The following is a 17230-nucleotide window of genomic DNA, read 5'->3' as shown; positions in this document are numbered from 1 at the left end:
GCTACCCCATCATCTGTACGGGTTTCCCCGTGCTGGTTGTACGGGGCTCCCCCGCTCCGCGCACGGCTTTACGAAACATTGACTCCGAAGTCTAGGGCGATGCCCCGGAGCCCCGACGCGTACCCCTGGCCCACCGCACGGAACTTCCACTCGCCGCCGTACCGGTACACCTCACCGAAGATCATCGCGGTCTCGGACGAAGCGTCCTCGGAGAGGTCGTAACGGGCGAGCTCCTGGCCGTCCGCCTGGTTCACGACGCGGATGAACGCGTTGCTGACCTGGCCGAAGGTCTGCCCCCTGTTGTCCGCGTCGTGGATCGAGACGGGGAAGACGATCTTGTCGCAGGTGGCCGGGACCTTGGCGAGGTCGATGATGATCGACTCGTCGTCGCCGTCGCCCTCACCCGTCAGGTTGTCACCGGTGTGCGTGACGGACCCGTCCGGGCTCGTGAGCTGGTTGTAGAAGATGAACCACTCGTCGCCCATCACCCGGCCGCCGCTGCACAGCAGCGCACTGGCGTCCAGGTCGAAGTCGGCTCCGGTGGTGGAGCGTGCGTCCCAGCCGAGGCCGATCAGCACCTCCGTGAGGTTCGGTGCGGCCTTGGAGAGGGAGACATTGCCTCCCTTGGCGAGCGTGACGCCCATATTGCTGGTCCTCCCCGTGGTGTAGGCACTGCGGGCACTGCTGGTTCTGCGGGCACTGCTGGTTCTGCGGGCACTACTGGCTCTGCTGGAACTACTGGTCCTGCTGGAGCTACTGGCTCTGCTGGAACTGCTGGCTCTGCCGGGTCCAGCGCGTCCGGCGCCGCACTGCACGAGTGCGACGCCGGACGGATGAACGTGGTGGTGCGCTACGGCTCAGACGTTGACGCCGAAGTCCTGAGCGATACCGCGCAGGCCCGAGGCGTAACCCTGGCCGACGGCGCGGAACTTCCACTCCGCCCCGTTCCGGTACAGCTCGCCGAAGACCATCGCGGTCTCGGTGGAGGCGTCCTCGGAGAGGTCGTAACGGGCGATCTCGGCGCCGCCCGTCTGGTTCACGACGCGGATGAACGCGTTGCGCACCTGGCCGAAGGACTGCTGGCGGTTCTCGGCGTCGTAGATCGACACCGGGAACACGATCTTGTCGACGTCGGCCGGCACGGTCGCGAGGTCGACCTTGACCTGCTCGTCGTCGCCCTCGCCCTCACCGGTCGTGTTGTCACCGGTGTGCTCGACCGAGCCGTCCGCGCTCTTCAGGTTGTTGAAGAACACGAAGTCCTGGTCGTTGCGGACCTTGCCCTCGGCATTCGTCAGAATCGCGCTGGCGTCGAGGTCGAAGTCCGCGCCGGTGGTGGTGCGGACATCCCATCCCAGGCCCACGACGACCGCTGTGAGGCCCGGGGCCTCCTTGCTCAGCGATACGTTGCCGCCCTTGCTGAGGCTGACTCCCACGAGTCCTCCCTGTGGTCTTTGGGGGCGGGGAGCCCCGTAGTACGTCTGGCATCGGATCAACGTATGGATCCTAGTGACGGGTTCCCGCACCCCGCGAGGCTTCCTACAGGGTGTCGCCCTGCGGGCTTCTTTACAGAGTGCGTCTACAGGCTGTCGATCGCCTTGACGTACTCGTTCAGGTCACGGGCGTCCGGCAGGCCGTTGACGACGGTCCAGCGGACGACACCCTCCTTGTCGATGATGAAGGTGCCGCGCACCGCGCAGCCCTTCTCCTCGTCGAAGACTCCGTACGCGCGCGAGGTCTCGCCGTGCGGCCAGAAGTCGCTCAGCAGCGGGTACTCCAGGCCCTCCTGCTCGGCGAAGACCCGCAGGGAGAACGGGGAGTCGTTCGACACGGCGAGCAGCTGCACGTCGTCGTTGACGAACTTCGGCAGCTCGTCGCGCAGGGCGCACAGCTCGCCGGTGCACACGCCGGTGAAGGCGAACGGGTAGAACAGCAGCACCACGTTCTTCTCGCCCCGGAAGTCCGAGAGCTTGACGCTCTCGCCGTGCTGGTTCTTCAGCTCGAATTCCGGAGCCTTGGTGCCGGCCTCGATCGCCATGGTGAAGCTTCCCTTCGATGGGGCTGTTCGGGTGGCTTCAGCCTAGTTCCCGCGGCCGGTGTGCTCCTGCGGCCCCTCGCCGGGCCGGCCGGGGTCGGCGAGCCCGGCCGGCCCGGCGAGGGCGGCGGGGGCGGCGGGGGCGGCTCCGCTCGGCCCAGGGGCGGGCCGGGGTATGCCTGAGGCCCTCGCGGACGCACCGAAGCGCGCCCACCAGGGCCTCATCTCCTAATTTCCCGTTCCGCCGGGACGCTTACCGCTTCTTGGCGGCTGCCTTCGGCGTGGCAAGACGGCTGCCGGTCCAGTCCTTGCCCGCGCTGATGCTCTTGCTCGCGGAGAGTCCGGCGGTCGTGGCCGCCTCACCGATCTCACTCGGCTCGACGTACCCGTCCCGCCCGGTCTTCGGCGTCAGAAGCAGGATGGACCCGCCCTCTTCCATGTACGCGATGGCATCCACCAACGCATCAGTAAGGTCCCCGTCGTCCTCACGGAACCAGAGCACCACGGCGTCAGCCACGTCGTCGTAGTCCTCGTCGACGAGCTCGGAGCCGATGGTCCCTTGGATGACCTCGCGGAGCTCCTGATCGACGTCGTCGTCGTAGCCGATCTCCTGGACCACCTGGTCGGGCTGGAAACCAAGCCTCACGGCAAGGTTCGTCTCCGCGTGGTCCGCGGTCGCGCTCACGGTTTGCCTCCTGATCATGTTTACGAAGTTGTCTTCAGCTTCGCGCGCACGCGAAGCGTTGGCCGTAGTCCACACGTGCGCGACGGATCGCGCAAGTACCCGGCCGCCGAGACCGCCGAAACGGTGACGTTCCCGGCTGTGTCACCGCATCTCCAGTCAAGGATCCCCCCAGGTCAGTGATGTATGCCACTGCATTCTGCCTGGTTTGCCCGCCCTGCCCGACCACTGTGGGTGATCAGGGCCGAACGGCCCCCCGAAACACCTGAACGACATGAGCGTATCGTTGCGAATTGTGTGCGCGCGCTCACGGGGTAGGGGGTACCGAACGGAATCCGGATTTCCTCACGGTAGAGATGACGATTCCGATTCCGCGGTACACGATGGACAGCGGCGTACCCGACAGTGCAGCAGCGGCAGTGCAGCAGCGGCATCACCGACAGTGAGGGAACAGCGTGGCATCCGGATCCGATCGCAACCCGATCATCATTGGCGGCCTCCCCAGCCAGGTCCCGGACTTCGATCCCGAAGAGACCCAGGAGTGGCTCGATTCCCTTGACGCGGCGGTCGACGAGCGCGGCCGCGAGCGGGCCCGCTATCTGATGCTCAGGCTGATCGAGCGCGCCCGCGAGAAGCGCGTGGCCGTGCCCGAGATGCGCAGCACGGACTACATCAACACGATCGCCACCAAGGACGAGCCCTTCTTCCCCGGCAACGAGGAGATCGAGCGCAAGGTCCTCAACGCGACGCGGTGGAACGCCGCGGTGATGGTGTCCCGCGCCCAGCGCCCCGGCATCGGCGTCGGCGGCCACATCGCGACCTTCGCCTCCTCGGCCTCCCTGTACGACGTGGGCTTCAACCACTTCTTCCGCGGCAAGGACGAGGGCGACGGCGGCGACCAGATCTTCTTCCAGGGGCACGCCTCGCCCGGCATCTACGCCCGCGCCTACCTCCTGGACCGGCTCAGCGAGAACCAGCTGGACGCCTTCCGTCAGGAGAAGTCGAAGGCGCCGAACGGCCTGTCCTCGTATCCGCACCCGCGCCTGATGCCGGACTTCTGGGAATTCCCCACCGTCTCCATGGGTCTCGGCCCGCTCGGTGCCATCTTCCAGGCCCGGATGAACCGCTACATGGAGGCCCGCGGCATCGCCGACACCTCCAAGTCGCGGGTGTGGGCCTTCCTCGGCGACGGCGAGATGGACGAGCCGGAGTCGCTGGGCCAGCTCTCCATCGCCGCTCGAGAGGGTCTCGACAACCTCACCTTCGTCGTCAACTGCAACCTCCAGCGCCTCGACGGGCCGGTGCGCGGCAACGGCAAGATCATCCAGGAGCTGGAGTCCCAGTTCCGCGGCGCCGGCTGGAACGTCATCAAGCTGGTCTGGGACCGCAGTTGGGACCCGCTGCTCGCGCAGGACCGCGACGGCGTCCTGGTGAACAAGCTGAACACCACCCCCGACGGACAGTTCCAGACGTACGCCACCGAGCCCGGCTCGTACATCCGCCAGCACTTCTTCGGCGACGACCACCGCCTGCGCTCCATGGTCGAGAACATGACCGACGACCAGATCCTGCACCTGGGCCGCGGCGGTCACGACCACAAGAAGATCTTCGCGGCGTTCACGGCGGCCAAGGAGCACAAGGGCCAGCCGACGGTGATCCTGGCGCAGACGGTCAAGGGCTGGACGCTCGGCCCGAACTTCGAGGGCCGCAACGCCACGCACCAGATGAAGAAGCTCACGGTCGACGACCTGAAGGGCTTCCGCGACCGGCTGCACATCCCGATCACGGACGCGCAGCTGGAGGGCGGCGCCCCGCCGTACTATCACCCGGGCCGCGAGTCCGAGGAGATCCAGTACATGCACGACCGCCGCCAGGCACTGGGCGGCTATGTGCCGACCCGTGTCGTGCGCGCGAAGCCGCTGCAACTGCCGGAAGACAAGACGTACGCGAGCGTGAAGAAGGGCTCGGGCCAGCAGTCGATCGCCACGACCATGGCCTTCGTCCGGCTTCTCAAGGACCTCATGCGGGACAAGGAGATCGGCAAGCGCTTCGTGCTGATCGCGCCCGACGAGTACCGCACCTTCGGCATGGACTCCTTCTTCCCGAGCGCGAAGATCTACAACCCGCTCGGCCAGCAGTACGAGTCCGTGGACCGTGAGCTGCTCCTCGCCTACAAGGAGTCGCCGACCGGCCAGATGCTGCACGACGGCATCTCCGAGGCCGGCTGTACCGCCTCGCTGATCGCCGCCGGTTCCGCGTACGCCACCCATGGCGAACCTCTCATCCCCGTGTACGTCTTCTATTCGATGTTCGGTTTCCAGCGCACCGGCGACCAGTTCTGGCAGATGGCCGACCAGCTGGCGCGCGGCTTCGTGCTCGGCGCGACCGCCGGCCGTACGACGCTGACCGGTGAGGGTCTCCAGCACGCCGACGGCCACTCGCAGCTGCTGGCGTCGACGAACCCGGGCTGTGTCGCCTACGACCCGGCCTACGCCTACGAGATCGCGCACATCGTCAAGGACGGTCTGCGCCGGATGTACGGTCCGGACAGCGAGAACGTCTTCTACTACCTCACCGTCTACAACGAGCCGATCCAGCACCCCGCGGAGCCGGCCGACGTCGACGTCGACGGCATCCTCAAGGGCATCCACCGCGTCGGCACGGGCACGTCGGGCACGATCCCGGCACAGATCATGGCGTCGGGTGTCGCTGTGCCGTGGGCCCTGGAGGCCCAGCAGATCCTCGCCTCGGAGTGGAACGTGCGGGCCGATGTCTGGTCCGCCACCTCGTGGAACGAGCTGCGCCGCGAGGCGGTGGACGTGGAGCGCCACAACCTCCTGCACCCCGAGGAGGAGCAGCGCACCCCGTACATCACGCAGAAGCTGTCCGGCGCGGAGGGCCCGTTCATCGCCGTGTCCGACTGGATGCGCTCGGTGCCGGACCAGATCTCCCGCTGGGTGCCGGGCACCTACCAGTCGCTGGGTGCGGACGGCTTCGGCTTCGCGGACACCCGGGGCGCCGCCCGCCGCTTCTTCCACATCGACGCGCAGTCGATCGTGGTCGGGGTACTCACCGAGCTCGCCCGTGAGGGCAAGGTCGACCGATCGGTCCTGAAGCAGGCGATCGACCGCTATCAGCTGCTCGACGTCACCGCCGCCGATCCCGGTGCGGCGGGGGGCGACGCGTAGCTTCTTGCTGGGCGGCGCGCACCGGAAGGCGCGCGCCGCCCGGTGATCAACGTGTCCGTGGAGCGTGTGCGCTCGTGACGAGGACGTCGGTCAGCGGAGCGCGTGCGCTCGCCAGCACCTCCGCGGGGTGCATGCCGCTTGCGACCGCGTCAGTGGAGCGCGTGCTCTTGTGAGGGCTTTCGTGCGCTCGTGAGGGCATGCGCTCGTGAAGGTGTCGCCGGGGCGTGTGTGCTCGTGATGAAGATGTCTATCAGCGGAGCGCGTGCGCTCGTGAGGGCGTCAGTGGGGCGCATGTCGCGTGCGTCGCCGGGCGTGTGCACTCGGTGATGCGCGTGTCAGCGGAGCGCGTGCGCTCCTGATCGCGCCAGCCGGAGCGCGTGCCGCTCGCGAGGGCGTCCCCGGGGTGCATGCGCTCATGGTGAGCGCATCACATCAGCGGTGTCGTCAGCGGATGTTCAGCAGGAGTGGTGGCAAGCGGCTCTTCCGAGGGCGGTGGGTACTTCGGTCCCGCCGCCCTTCGGCGTTCCCCGACCCGTCAGCCCTTGCTCCCTAGGGGATCGTCCGGGCGCCCCGCTCCCCGGTGATCGCCCGGGCTCCCCGTTAGATCGCCCGGGGCGCTCCGCGTAGGGATGTGCCCAACACAGAGGTGGTCCTTAGGATCACCCGCGTAGGGATGGTCCTGCCCCCGTCAGCCCCGGGAACGTACCCGGGGCTGAAGGGAGTTGACCGCTTTCGGCGGTCGGTCGTCGGTCGCGCTCAGAACAGTCCGCCTGCGGCGATGCCGGCCGACGTGATCAGCCAGATGACCGCGAGCAGAGTGTCGATCGCGCCGAGGACGACCGCCACCAGAGCCGGTATCGACTGGGTGCCGGTCCAGCGGCGCCCCATGGCCAGCCAGCCGCAGACGACGGCGACCGGTCCGAACACGATCCCCAGGGTCAGGAATCCGACGACGGCGCAGATGACTCCGATGATTCCGAGCGTCGCGCGGTCCGGCCCGCTCCGTGGACCCATGTGGTCACGTGAGCGGGGGTGTTTGCGCGTGGTGTGTCCGAAGCCCGCCATCATCACTCCTTGGGTTCGTCGACTCGGGCGCTCCACCGAGTACCCCACTTGTCCCCGTCTACCGCGCGCGGCTCTCCGCTATCTCTCCCAGATCTTGAACGCCCGCACGTGGTAGGGGGTTTCGGGCTCCCAGGTCCCACTGCCGGGGTAGGTCTGGAACTCCCCGGTCTCGGCACACTCCGCGGACTGATAGGTGGTGACGGGCCGGCGGGTGCGGTTGGCGAGGGAGGCCGCGCTGCTCCCCTCCGGCAGCGCGACGCAGCTCTCGATGTCGGTCCCGGCCAGTTCATAGGTGTGCCGGGCCCCCTTGAAGCCGGTCTTCGACCACAGGCACAGCTCCCCCGGCCCGCACGCGCCGAGCGTCGGTGGCGCGGCCGCGGTGGCGAAGCCCGGTGTGAGCGCGACGATCGCGATCGCGGCCGTCGCGAGCCTGACCATCATGGATGTACGCATGTGCATCAACCCCCGTGTCATGTCGACCAGTTGCGTTCGCGACTGATCGCTTGCCTCACACTCTGGCCCGGAGGATTCGATTCCGGGAAGGGCTGTCGAGAGACGTCACCCGGACAAGCGAAAGCCCTCGGAAAGTTCCCGAGGGCTTCCCCCACACGGGCGATTTCTCGCCCGCCCGTTCGGCTGACGGGTGCTAGATGTGCGCGGCGCCCCCTGCCGCCTCCGGGTTGTCGCCCCGCTTGGTCAGCAGCGCGACGAGGATGGCGACGACCCCGACACCGGCGGCGACCAGGCAGGCCAGGCTCATGCCGGAGATGAACGTGTCGTGGGCGACATCCGTGATCTTCGCCGCGATGCCGGCCGGAGTGTGGTCCGGGACCGGGGCGACACCGACCTGGACAGCCTCCGACGCCTGGTCGAGCTGCGCCGGGGTGAGCGGCGGGAGCTTCGCGCCCGCCCAGTTGCCCGCGAGGTCGCTGTCGACCTTCGACGCCATCACGGCGCCGAGCACGGCGGTGCCGAGGCTGCCGCCGATCTGCATCGCGGCCTGCTGGAGACCGCCGGCGACGCCGGAGAGCTCCATCGGGGCGTTGCCCACGATGACCTCGGTGGCGCCCACCATCACGGGGGCCAGGCCGAGACCGAGCAGGCCGAACCAGACGGACATGATGCCGCTGCCGGTTCCCGCCTCGAGCGTGGACATGCCGTACATCGCGACGGCGGTGCAGGTCATGCCGCCGGCGAGCGGGATCCGCGGACCCACCTTCGTGATCATCGCGCCCGCCAGCGGGGAGGCGACGATCATCATGCCGGTCAGCGGCAGCAGGTGGAGACCGCTGTCGACCGGGCTCATGCCGTGCACGTTCTGGAGGTAGAAGGTGACGAAGAACAGGCCGCCCATGAACGCGATGGCCATGAGCACCATCAGGACCACACCGGCCGACAGCGGCACGGAGCGGAACAGGCCGAGCGGAATGAGCGGTTCGGCGACCTTGGTCTCCCAGAGCGCGAAGAGCACGAAGCACACCACCGCGGCGGCGATGAACGTCCACGTCAGCCCGTCGCCCCAGCCCCACGTCGGGGCCTTGATGAGGGCCCAGACGAGGCAGAACATCGCGCCGGACAGCAGCGCGATGCCGAGCACGTCGAAGGAACGCGGCGCGTTCTTGGCCCGGTGGTCGAGCAGGATGACCAGCCCGAGGATCAGGGCGAGCACGCCGACGGGCACGTTGATGAAGAACACCGACTGCCAGCTGACGTGCTGGACGAGCAGGCCGCCCAGGATCGGACCGCCCGCGGTCGAGGCGCCGATCACCATGCCCCAGATGCCGATCGCCATGTTCAGCTTCTCGGCCGGGAACGTGGCGCGCAGCAGACCCAGCGCGGCGGGCATCAGGAGCGCGCCGAACAGGCCCTGGAAGACGCGGAAGGTGATGACGAGAGCGATGCTGTCGGACAGGCCGATGGCTCCGGAGGCGGCGGCGAAGCCGACCACGCCTATGAGGAAGGTCTGCCGGTGGCCGAACCGGTCGCCGAGCTTGCCCGCGGTGATCAACGTGACCGCGAGGGCGAGGAAGTAGCCGTTGGTGATCCACTGGACGTCGGCGAAGCTCGCGCCGAGGTCCTTCTGAATGGCCGGATTGGCGATGGCGACGATGGTGCCGTCGAGGGCGACCATCATCACGCCGATCGCGACAGAGAAGAGGGTCAACCAGGGGTGGCCGCGAAATCCCTTGGCCGATGCCGGGGCCGGGTCGGGCTCCGGAACCCGGTCCGCCTTGTCGACAGTGATCTGACTAGTCATACGTTCGAGGCTAGTGACAGCTCCTGACAGTTGACAAAGCATTTCACCATTCGGTAACTGTCGCCTCGCTCACACTGCCGCCGAGCCGCACGAACGGCCGGAAAGAGGAAAAAGAGGAACATGGCCGCCCGACTCAACCTGCGTGAACTCAAGAAGCAGCGCACACGAACAGCGCTGGTGCGCTCGGCACTTGAGCTTTTCACGACACAGGGCTTCGACCGCACCACGGTCGACGAGATCGTAGAGGCCTGCGAGGTGTCCCAGCGCACCTTCTTCCGGTACTTCTCGAACAAGGAGGAGGCCGCCTTCGCGGTGCAGGACATGGTGGAGAGCCGCTTCGTCGCCGCCCTGCGCGAACGCCCGTCGCAGGAGAGTCCGTTCGAGGCACTGCGGCACACCGTTCTCGGCACCTGGGACGCGCTGAGCCGATCCGTGGAAGAAGTCATCCCGGTCGAACTCCACATGCGCACGTATCAGTTGATCGAGTCGACGCCTTCCCTGCTGGCCGTGCACCTGCGCCGGTCCATCGAGCTGGAGGAGGAGATCGCGCGCGTCATCGCCGAGCGTGAGGGCGTGGACGTGGACAGTGATCCGCGCCCGCGCGTGGCCGTGGCCGCGTTCAGCGGCGTGATGCGTCTGGCCGGGCGGCTGTGGGGGGCCGGCGAGGACACCAGCATCGACGCCATCCGTGCGCTCACGGAGACGTATCTCGATCACCTGACGCCGACCATCGGCGAACGGTGGCGGCACACCCGCACGTGAGCGGCGCATAAGGAATTCGCCGTGCCGCGGGCCGTGCGCCCGCGCACGACCGGCACCTCGCATCTCTACACAGAGTGAGGGCTTGACCTCAACTCCGTCCGCTTTTACCCAAATACACCTCACGAAACGTGATACGTCTCACTCGTTTAACGGCGTGCCCCGTGCTTCTCCTAGGGTGTTCCGCAGTGACTTCCTTCGACTCATCCCCCCCACTGAACGTCTGGCGCGCACTGCTTGCGCTGGCCGTCGTGTTCGTCATGCTGGCGACCACCGGCTGGACCGCCGTGCGTCACCAGCGGGGCGTCGACACGCCGCTCCGATCCGCTCTCAGCGCCTGGGACCACGGCCGCATAGGCCGGCACGCGCTGCCCCCGCACGACGGCTCACCCGCTCGCCTCGGGCACTTCTTCGCCTCGCTGACTCCCCACCAGCGCGGTCGTCTCGTCCACCGCTACCCGCTCGCGGTCGGCAACATGAACGGTGCGCCTGTAGCGCTGCGTTATCGCGCCAACCGCATCGCGCTGGACGAGGCGCGCACGGTGGAGCACGAGCGCATGCACGACAAGCGGCTCTCCTCGGCCGGTCACTCCGACGCGCGGCAGAGGATGCGGCGTTTCTCGCTCCTGGCCGATCCCGACCGCAAGATCCTCGCGTTCGATCCCATGGGCAGCGGCCGGGTGGCCGAGGTGTTCGGCGATCTCGACCGGGCGCAGCGCGTCTCCGTCGTGGTTCCGGGCGTCGACACGAACGTGCTGACGTTCCAGCGGACGTTCCGCAAGTATTCGGCTCCGGTGGGCATGGCGCGCTCTCTGTACGACGCCGAGCGCGAGAAGAGCCCGCGCACCCGCACCGCGGTGATCGCGTGGGCCGACTACACGGCCCCGGCGGGGCTGGGGGTGGATGCCGCCACGGCCATGCGCGCGGAGGACGGCGCCGTGCGGCTCAACGCGATGCTGCGCGGCCTGCCCGGCCGCTCGCCGGTCGCCCTGTACTGCCACAGCTACGGCTCGGTGGTCTGCGGCGTCGCCGCACGCGGCCTGCCGTCGCGGGTGGGTGACATCGCGGTCGCGGGCAGTCCCGGGATGCGGGCCCAGAGCGCCGCCGGGCTGCACACCCACGCGCGCGTGTGGGCCATGCGGGACCGGGACGACTGGATCCAGGACGTGCCCTACATGGAAGTGGGCGGCCTCGGACACGGCGCCGACCCGGTCTCGGCGGGCTTCGGGGCCCGGGTCGTCTCCGCGGGAGGCGCCAAGGGCCACGCGGGCTACTTCGAGCCGGGCACCGAAAGCCTCCGGAACTTCGCCGAGATCGGAACTGGCTCGTACCGATCGGTGCACTGTGCCGACGCCGACCAGGACTGCCAGGAGGGATTTTCCGGCGACGCGTCGGCCTGACGCGCGTAGAGAACGGCGGAACAGTGGTCCGACGCAACAGGCGACGGAGGCGGGTGTGCCGCATACGATGAGCCGCATGGGTGACGTACTGGCTGGATTTCATGCCGCCTGGGAGTTCGGGTCCGACTCCGTGCGCATCCGCTTCGAACGGGGGATCCGCACGCCGAAGCTCCTTCAGGCGCTGGGCGAGCGCCGCATCCCTCTGGAAGCGATCGCGGCGGTGACCCTGACTCCGGGCAAGCGCGGGACGGTGGTGCTCCAGGCCGTCCCGAGACCGGGCGCCGACCCGCTGATGGACGCCGCCGCCGGGCAGCTGAAGGAAAGCAGTGATCCGTACCGGCTCGTGCTGCCGGCCGAGCGGGAGGCGCTCGCGGAGTATTACGCGGACGAGTTGCGCGGGCAGCTCGTCGCCGACGAGGACGTGCGGAGCGACGGCTGTCTGGTGCCCCCTCCCGAGGCTCCGCTCCACTTCAAGGCGTATGACGGCAAGGCTTCCTTCGACGGCTCCGCGGTCTCCTTCCGCTGGTTCTGGACGGGGGCGTCGTCCGCGAAGTGGAAGGCCGGCGACAAGACCTTCCCGGTCGGCGATCTGAGCGGTGTCGAATGGCGCTCGCCCGAGCTGTTCGAGGGGCACCTGCGGCTCCTGCACCGTGACGTCGCGGAACAGCAGCCGGGGCAGGCCGACCAGGATCCGGCCTCGGTCGTCTTCGGGCTCGGCTACGGGCCCGTCCACGAGTCGCTGCCGTTCGCCGCGTCCGTGCTCGCGGCCGTGCGCGCATCCGGCTCGACTCCGTCCCTTCCCGGCCAGCCCACCGCGCAGGCCACGGTGCCCGCACGCCGGGACCCGGCGGACATCGCCGACCGGATACGGCATCTCGGCGAGCTGCACCAGGCGGGCCTGGTCACGGACGCGGAGTTCTCGACGAAGAAGGCCGAGCTGCTCGCCGAGCTGTGACGGCCGTGCTCCCGGTGGTGACGGTCGCGCGCCCGGCTCTGCCTGTCGGCTGCGGCGGCCAGCTCCTGCCGGGGGCGGTGATACCTGGGTAGGGGGTGCGGTGAGCACCCCGGTATGACGTCACGCGGTGGCACCGTTGCCTACGCTGAACGGGCCATGAGCACTGCACCGCACTCCCCCGACCAGAGCCCGCGCCCGCCGGACGACGATCCGGACCGGCCGGGCCCCGAGCGCGCGACAGATTCGCTGCGCCGGCGTCTGCGCGCCGTGGGAGGCAGGCTCGCGTCGGCCGGGGCGCGGATCGCCTCGGCGGCCGACGGCGCCGCGGCGGAGCCGTTCCTGTCCCGCGCGCCCCAGCGCTGGGTCCGCCTGCTGCCATACGTGCTGGCGCTCGGCTTCGTCGCTGTCCTGATCCCGGTCACCGCCCAGGTGCTGACGAACGACTACGGAGTGGGCGGCGGTCTCGCCGGTGCGATCGCGGTCGCCCAGACGGCGCCCCTGCTGCTCGCGGTCTCCCGGCCCTTGAGCGCCTGGTACATCATGTTCGTCGCGGATGTGCTGGGGACGATCCCGCTGCTTCGGGGAGACGCCCACCACCCCTCGCCGTGGACGCCCATGGTCGTCGTGGGGTACCTGGCGTTGTGCGTCGCTCTCGCCCTGCGGCAGAGCAGACGGGCCCTCATCGGGATCTGGGTGATCACCGTCGCCGCCAGCATCACCGTCGGTCTCTTCCGCGACAGCACCAGCCAGGACACCGGCGTGCTGCTCATCGTGCTGAGCGGTGGGGTGCTGTTGCTGGGCGCTCTGATGCGCGAGCGCGGCGAGACGCAGCGCAGGCTCGTCGAGCAGGAGACGATCAGCGAGGCGGAACGGACCCGGCGCACCCTGCTGGAGGAGCGGGCGAGGATCGCCCGGGAGTTGCACGACGTCGTCGCCCATCACATGTCGGTGATCACCGTGCAGGCGGATTCCGCGCCCTACCGACTTCCGGGACTGAGCAAGGACGTGCGCAAGGAGTTCGCCTCGATCGCCGCCGGCGCCCGCGATTCACTGACGGAGATGCGGCGCCTGCTGGCGGTGCTGCGCAGCGAGGACGCGCAGGGTGACCTGACACCCCAGCCGGGCCTCGCACACCTGCGGCAGCTGGTGGAGGCGACGATACGCGGCGGGGTACCGACCGAGTTGTCGTACCCCGAGCTGACCCTGGTCCGTGAACTGGCCGACGTGTCACCGGCGGTGGACCTCTCCGCCTACCGCATCGTGCAGGAGGCGCTGGCGAACGTGGTGCGGCACGCGCCCGGCGCGAGGGCGCAGATCTCGATCGGGCTCGACGCCGACGCCCTGTTGGTGCTCGTGGTGAACGGGCCTGCCCGGGAGCCGACCGCTCCGCTCGAATCGAGCGGCACCGGGCACGGACTCGTGGGGATGAGCGAGCGCGTACGGTTGGTCGGCGGCACGTTGGACGTGGGCCCGCTGCCCGACGGGGGCTTCCGCGTCGCGGCCCGGCTTCCGCTGACCGTGCCCGACTCCCCGACGGTGTAAAGGAATTCGGCCCGCATGACCATCCGCGTGATCATCGTCGACGACCAGACCATGGTGCGAGCGGGTTTCGCCGCGCTGCTGGCGGCGCAGAGCGACATCGACGTCGTCGGTGAGGCCCCCGACGGCCGGCAGGGTGTCGAGGTCAGTCGCTCCACGCATCCCGACGTGGTCCTCATGGATGTCCGGATGCCGGAGATGGACGGGCTCGCCGCGACGCGGGAGCTGCTGGACCCGCCGCCCGGCGTGGTGCACCGGCCCAAAGTCCTGATGCTGACGACGTTCGACGTGGACGACTATGTCTACGCGGCGTTGCAGGCGGGAGCCTCCGGATTCCTGCTGAAGGACGCACCGCCCACGGATCTGATCGCCGCGGTGCGGGTGGTGGCCGCGGGCGAGGCACTCCTGGCACCGACGGTGACCAAGCGGCTCATCGAGGACTTCACGCGGACGAGGCCGGTACGCAGAGACCGCTCGCCGCACCTGAAGTCACTGACTCCGCGTGAGCTCGAGGTCCTGGAGCTGATCGCACGCGGCCTGTCCAATCAGGAGATCGCCCAGAAGCTGGTGCTCGCGGAGCAGACCGTGAAGACCCATATCGGGCGCGTGCTGGCCAAGTTGGGGTTGCGCGACCGGGCCCAAGTCGTGATCTTCGCGTATGAGTCGGGGCTCGTCACACCCGGGGAGCAGTAACCCCTACCGGGGTAGCACCCCGTTCCGGACGAGCGGCCGGCCGATGCCCGCTCCCCACGCGCCGGGCACTCCGGTATCACCGCGTCCTGCCTGCTGAGCGACGCACACGCTCACGACCCCCTACTGGGGTATCCCTCATGGATACCCAGGTATCACCCCCAAGTTGGCTCCGTGGTGTGACGTGCCGCGCTCGGCCGGATCCATACCTTCCCCTCGTCAAGCCAACGGACGAGGGGGAGAAGGACGATGGTCCTCAGCTCATGGAAGCGTCGCGGCCGGCGCACTCTGGTCGCCGCCGCGCTCACGACGACGGTGATCGCCGGTACCGCGGGGTGGGCGTCGGCGCACGAGCAGCGTCCGCTCACCGGCCCGCCGCCGGGCACCGCGTCCTGGCGCGCCGACCACGCCCTGCCCGTCCGGATGCCCGACCCGGCGTCGGCGACACCAGCTCAAGTCGGGTCCTTCTTCGCCGGATTGAGCCCCTCCGAACAGCATGAGCTGGTCGTCCGGCACCCTTCGGTCGTCGGCAATCTGGACGGCGCTCCGATCGCGCTGCGGTACGAGGCCAACGCACGCGCACTGCGCGCCGAGCGCGACCGGGCGCACGCCGTGGCCGGGGACGCGACCCGCACCGAGCAGGAGCGATCGGCCGCCCGCGCCCGTGCCGAGCGCTGTGGTGAACTGCTTGCGCCGCAGCGCCGCATTCTCGCCTTCGACCCGCGCGGACGGGGCCAGGTCGCCGAGGTCTACGGCGACCTCGGTACGGCCCGGCACGTATCGGTGATCGTGCCGGGTTCGGACATCGACCTGGACTCCTTCGACCGGGCCAGGGACCCGTACGGCACTCCCGCCGGCATGGCTCGGGCCCTCTATCGGGCGACGGACGCACGGACCGCGGTGGTGGCGTGGGTCGGATACACGACGCCGGTGGGTCTCGGCCCCGACGCCGCCACCGGGCGCCTCGCCGAAGCCGGCGCGCCCCGGCTGGCCCGCTTCGCGCAGGGGCTCGTCGCCGTCGGAGCCCCGAGGCCCGCCGTGTTCTGCCACAGCTACGGCTCGGTGGTGTGCGGGCTCGCCGCGGCCCGGCTCCCGGCGTCGGACCTCGTGGTGTTCGCCTCGCCGGGGGTGCGCGCCGACAGCGTGGCCGATCTGCACACCCGGGCCCGGGTGTGGGCGGCGCGCGACGACAGCGACTGGATCGCCAAGGTGCCCAACGTCGAGCTGTTCGGCCTCGGGCACGGCGCGGATCCGACGTCCTCCTCGTTCGGCGCCCGTCGCATACCCGCCGAGAAGGCCGAGGGTCACACCGGTTACTTCACACCCGGAACCGATTCGCTGCGGGCCTTCACCGACATCGCCACAGGAGACTCCACGGGAGATACGTCATGACACCCACCTCACTGCGAGCCGCCGCTTCCCGGGCGGTCGCCTCGATCGACGCCAGGACCCCGGCCCACCGCGACCGGGCCGTGGACGGGCTGCGGGCCGTGGCACTGCTCGCCGTCCCGGTCGGCCACTGGCTCCTCGGCGGCTTCGTCCTCGACTCCGGTGGCGCGCTGCACAACGCCAGCCCCCTGACGGACTTCGGCTTCTTCGCCCCCCTGAGCTGGGTGCTTCAGATGCTCGGCGTCTTCTTCCTGGTGGGCGGCTACGCATCGGCGCTCTCCCACCGTCGGGCGCGGGACCGCGGCACGTCGCAGGCCGACTGGTTGCGCGGAAGACTCGCCCGGCTGGGCCGGCCGGTGGTGGGTGTGACGGCGGTCTGGGCGGCGTCGATCCCCGTGCTCCACGCGCTCGGAGTGCCCTGGCAGACCCTGCGCACCGGGGCAACGCTGGTGATACAGCCGCTGTGGTTCGTCGGGGTCTACGCGGTGATCACCGCGCTCACCCCCTGGTGCGTGCGGGCCGCGCGGCGGTTCGGGGCGTGGTCGGCGGCACCGCTGCTCGGCTCCGTCGCCCTCGTCGACGTTCTGCGGTACGGGCCCGCCGCGTCCGCCGTGCCGTCCTGGTTGAGCCTGCTGAATCTGCTCCCCGGCTGGATGTTCGCCTATCAACTGGGCGTCAGTTGGGGCGAGAAGAGGCTCGGCCGGCGGGGCGCCCGGGTTCTGCTGATCGCAGGGACGGCCCTGTTCGCCCTGCTGCTCCTCGCCTTCCACTACCCGGCGTCGATGGTCGGCGTCCCGGGCGAGGCGCGGACGAACTCACATCCGCCGTCGCTGCTGGTACTGACCCTGGCAGCCGCGCAGAGCGGCGCCGCGATCTTGTTGCGGGACCGCATCGGCAGGCTGCTCCGGCGGCCCGCGCTGTGGGCACCGGTCGTGGTGATCAACCTGTCCGCGATGACGATTCTGTGCTGGCACCAGACGGCGATGCTCACGGCGGCCGTCCCGGCGGCGGCGTTCGCCGGTGCGCTACCGGGCCTGACCGCCCCGCCCGACACGCTCGGCTGGATAGCGGCCCGCATCGCGTGGCTACCGGTGTTCGCGGCGCTCCTCGTGCTGACCGGCCGCTGTGCGCGCGGCTTCGAATCACCGTGGAGGCGGCCCCGGGGTGGACGCCGGGCACTGGCCGGGCTGCTCGCGGCGGGGTTCGCGGTGTTCGCGCTGGGGCTGGCATGAGGGCCATGACCGCACCGTGCCTGCCCCGGCGCTCGGCCGCCC

At 69.5% G+C, this 17230-nt stretch carries 15 protein-coding genes; 8 read left to right on the top strand and 7 right to left on the bottom strand.

Features of this window, described 5'->3' with window-relative positions; genetic code table 11:
- Positions 1–68 precede the first annotated feature (68 nt).
- The 4 genes from ACIP5K_RS06855 to ACIP5K_RS06840 all read right to left on the bottom strand — a co-directional run bounded on the left by ACIP5K_RS06855 (position 69) and on the right by ACIP5K_RS06840 (position 2717).
- Positions 69–644, bottom strand: a complete 576-nt coding sequence (locus ACIP5K_RS06855) for a TerD family protein (protein WP_401405843.1) — start codon at positions 642–644, stop codon at positions 69–71.
- 213 nt (positions 645–857) lie between these two features.
- Positions 858–1433, bottom strand: a complete 576-nt coding sequence (locus tag ACIP5K_RS06850; RefSeq protein ID WP_401405840.1) for a TerD family protein — start codon at positions 1431–1433, stop codon at positions 858–860.
- A 143-nt stretch (positions 1434–1576) separates the two neighbouring features.
- The gene (locus ACIP5K_RS06845) at positions 1577–2035 is read right to left on the bottom strand and encodes a peroxiredoxin (protein WP_401405837.1); all 459 of its coding nucleotides are present in this window, start codon (positions 2033–2035) and stop codon (positions 1577–1579) included.
- Positions 2036–2285: 250 nt separating this feature from the next.
- The gene (locus ACIP5K_RS06840; protein ID WP_401405834.1) at positions 2286–2717 is read right to left on the bottom strand and encodes a DUF3052 domain-containing protein; all 432 of its coding nucleotides are present in this window, start codon (positions 2715–2717) and stop codon (positions 2286–2288) included.
- Positions 2718–3169: 452 nt separating this feature from the next.
- On the opposite strand from ACIP5K_RS06840, the gene aceE reads away from it, so the two are divergent.
- Positions 3170–5902 (top strand): pyruvate dehydrogenase (acetyl-transferring), homodimeric type, encoded by a 2733-nt coding sequence (gene aceE, locus ACIP5K_RS06835; protein ID WP_401405831.1) that lies wholly within the window; start codon positions 3170–3172, stop codon positions 5900–5902.
- Between the two features lie 756 nt (positions 5903–6658).
- On the opposite strand, the gene ACIP5K_RS06830 is transcribed toward aceE, so the two are convergent.
- The 3 genes from ACIP5K_RS06830 to ACIP5K_RS06820 all read right to left on the bottom strand — a co-directional run bounded on the left by ACIP5K_RS06830 (position 6659) and on the right by ACIP5K_RS06820 (position 9224).
- Positions 6659–6970: a small hydrophobic protein gene (locus ACIP5K_RS06830; RefSeq protein ID WP_401405828.1), complete on the bottom strand. Its 312-nt coding sequence runs from the start codon at positions 6968–6970 to the stop codon at positions 6659–6661.
- Between the two features lie 75 nt (positions 6971–7045).
- The gene (locus tag ACIP5K_RS06825; RefSeq protein ID WP_401405825.1) at positions 7046–7420 is read right to left on the bottom strand and encodes a peptidase inhibitor family I36 protein; all 375 of its coding nucleotides are present in this window, start codon (positions 7418–7420) and stop codon (positions 7046–7048) included.
- Between the two features lie 193 nt (positions 7421–7613).
- Positions 7614–9224, bottom strand: coding sequence for an MFS transporter (locus ACIP5K_RS06820; protein ID WP_401405822.1), 1611 nt, complete (start codon positions 9222–9224; stop codon positions 7614–7616).
- 120 nt (positions 9225–9344) lie between these two features.
- Here ACIP5K_RS06820 and ACIP5K_RS06815 point away from each other — a divergent pair, with 120 nt between their 5' ends.
- From ACIP5K_RS06815 to ACIP5K_RS06785, 7 genes are all read left to right on the top strand, one after another.
- Complete coding sequence (locus ACIP5K_RS06815; protein ID WP_401405819.1) at positions 9345–9986, top strand: TetR family transcriptional regulator; 642 nt, start codon at positions 9345–9347, stop codon at positions 9984–9986.
- Between the two features lie 185 nt (positions 9987–10171).
- A complete protein-coding gene (locus ACIP5K_RS06810; RefSeq protein ID WP_401405816.1) occupies positions 10172–11383 on the top strand; it encodes an alpha/beta hydrolase in 1212 nt (403 codons plus the stop codon).
- Positions 11384–11459: 76 nt separating this feature from the next.
- Complete coding sequence (locus ACIP5K_RS06805; protein WP_401405813.1) at positions 11460–12338, top strand: DUF4429 domain-containing protein; 879 nt, start codon at positions 11460–11462, stop codon at positions 12336–12338.
- Positions 12339–12494: 156 nt separating this feature from the next.
- A complete protein-coding gene (locus tag ACIP5K_RS06800; RefSeq protein ID WP_401405810.1) occupies positions 12495–13880 on the top strand; it encodes a sensor histidine kinase in 1386 nt (461 codons plus the stop codon).
- 15 nt (positions 13881–13895) lie between these two features.
- A complete protein-coding gene (locus ACIP5K_RS06795) occupies positions 13896–14570 on the top strand; it encodes a response regulator (RefSeq protein WP_401405807.1) in 675 nt (224 codons plus the stop codon).
- Positions 14571–14816: 246 nt separating this feature from the next.
- The gene (locus ACIP5K_RS06790; RefSeq protein WP_401405804.1) at positions 14817–15959 is read left to right on the top strand and encodes an alpha/beta hydrolase; all 1143 of its coding nucleotides are present in this window, start codon (positions 14817–14819) and stop codon (positions 15957–15959) included.
- Positions 15956–17188, top strand: a complete 1233-nt coding sequence (locus ACIP5K_RS06785; protein WP_401405801.1) for an acyltransferase — start codon at positions 15956–15958, stop codon at positions 17186–17188. The genes ACIP5K_RS06790 and ACIP5K_RS06785 overlap by 4 nt, the downstream gene beginning before the upstream one ends.
- Positions 17189–17230: the final 42 nt, after the last annotated feature.

The sequence above is a fragment of the Streptomyces sp. NPDC088785 genome (assembly GCF_044750685.1).
GTDB lineage: Bacteria > Actinomycetota > Actinomycetes > Streptomycetales > Streptomycetaceae > Streptomyces.
This window is presented reverse-complemented; position numbering and strand designations above follow the sequence as displayed.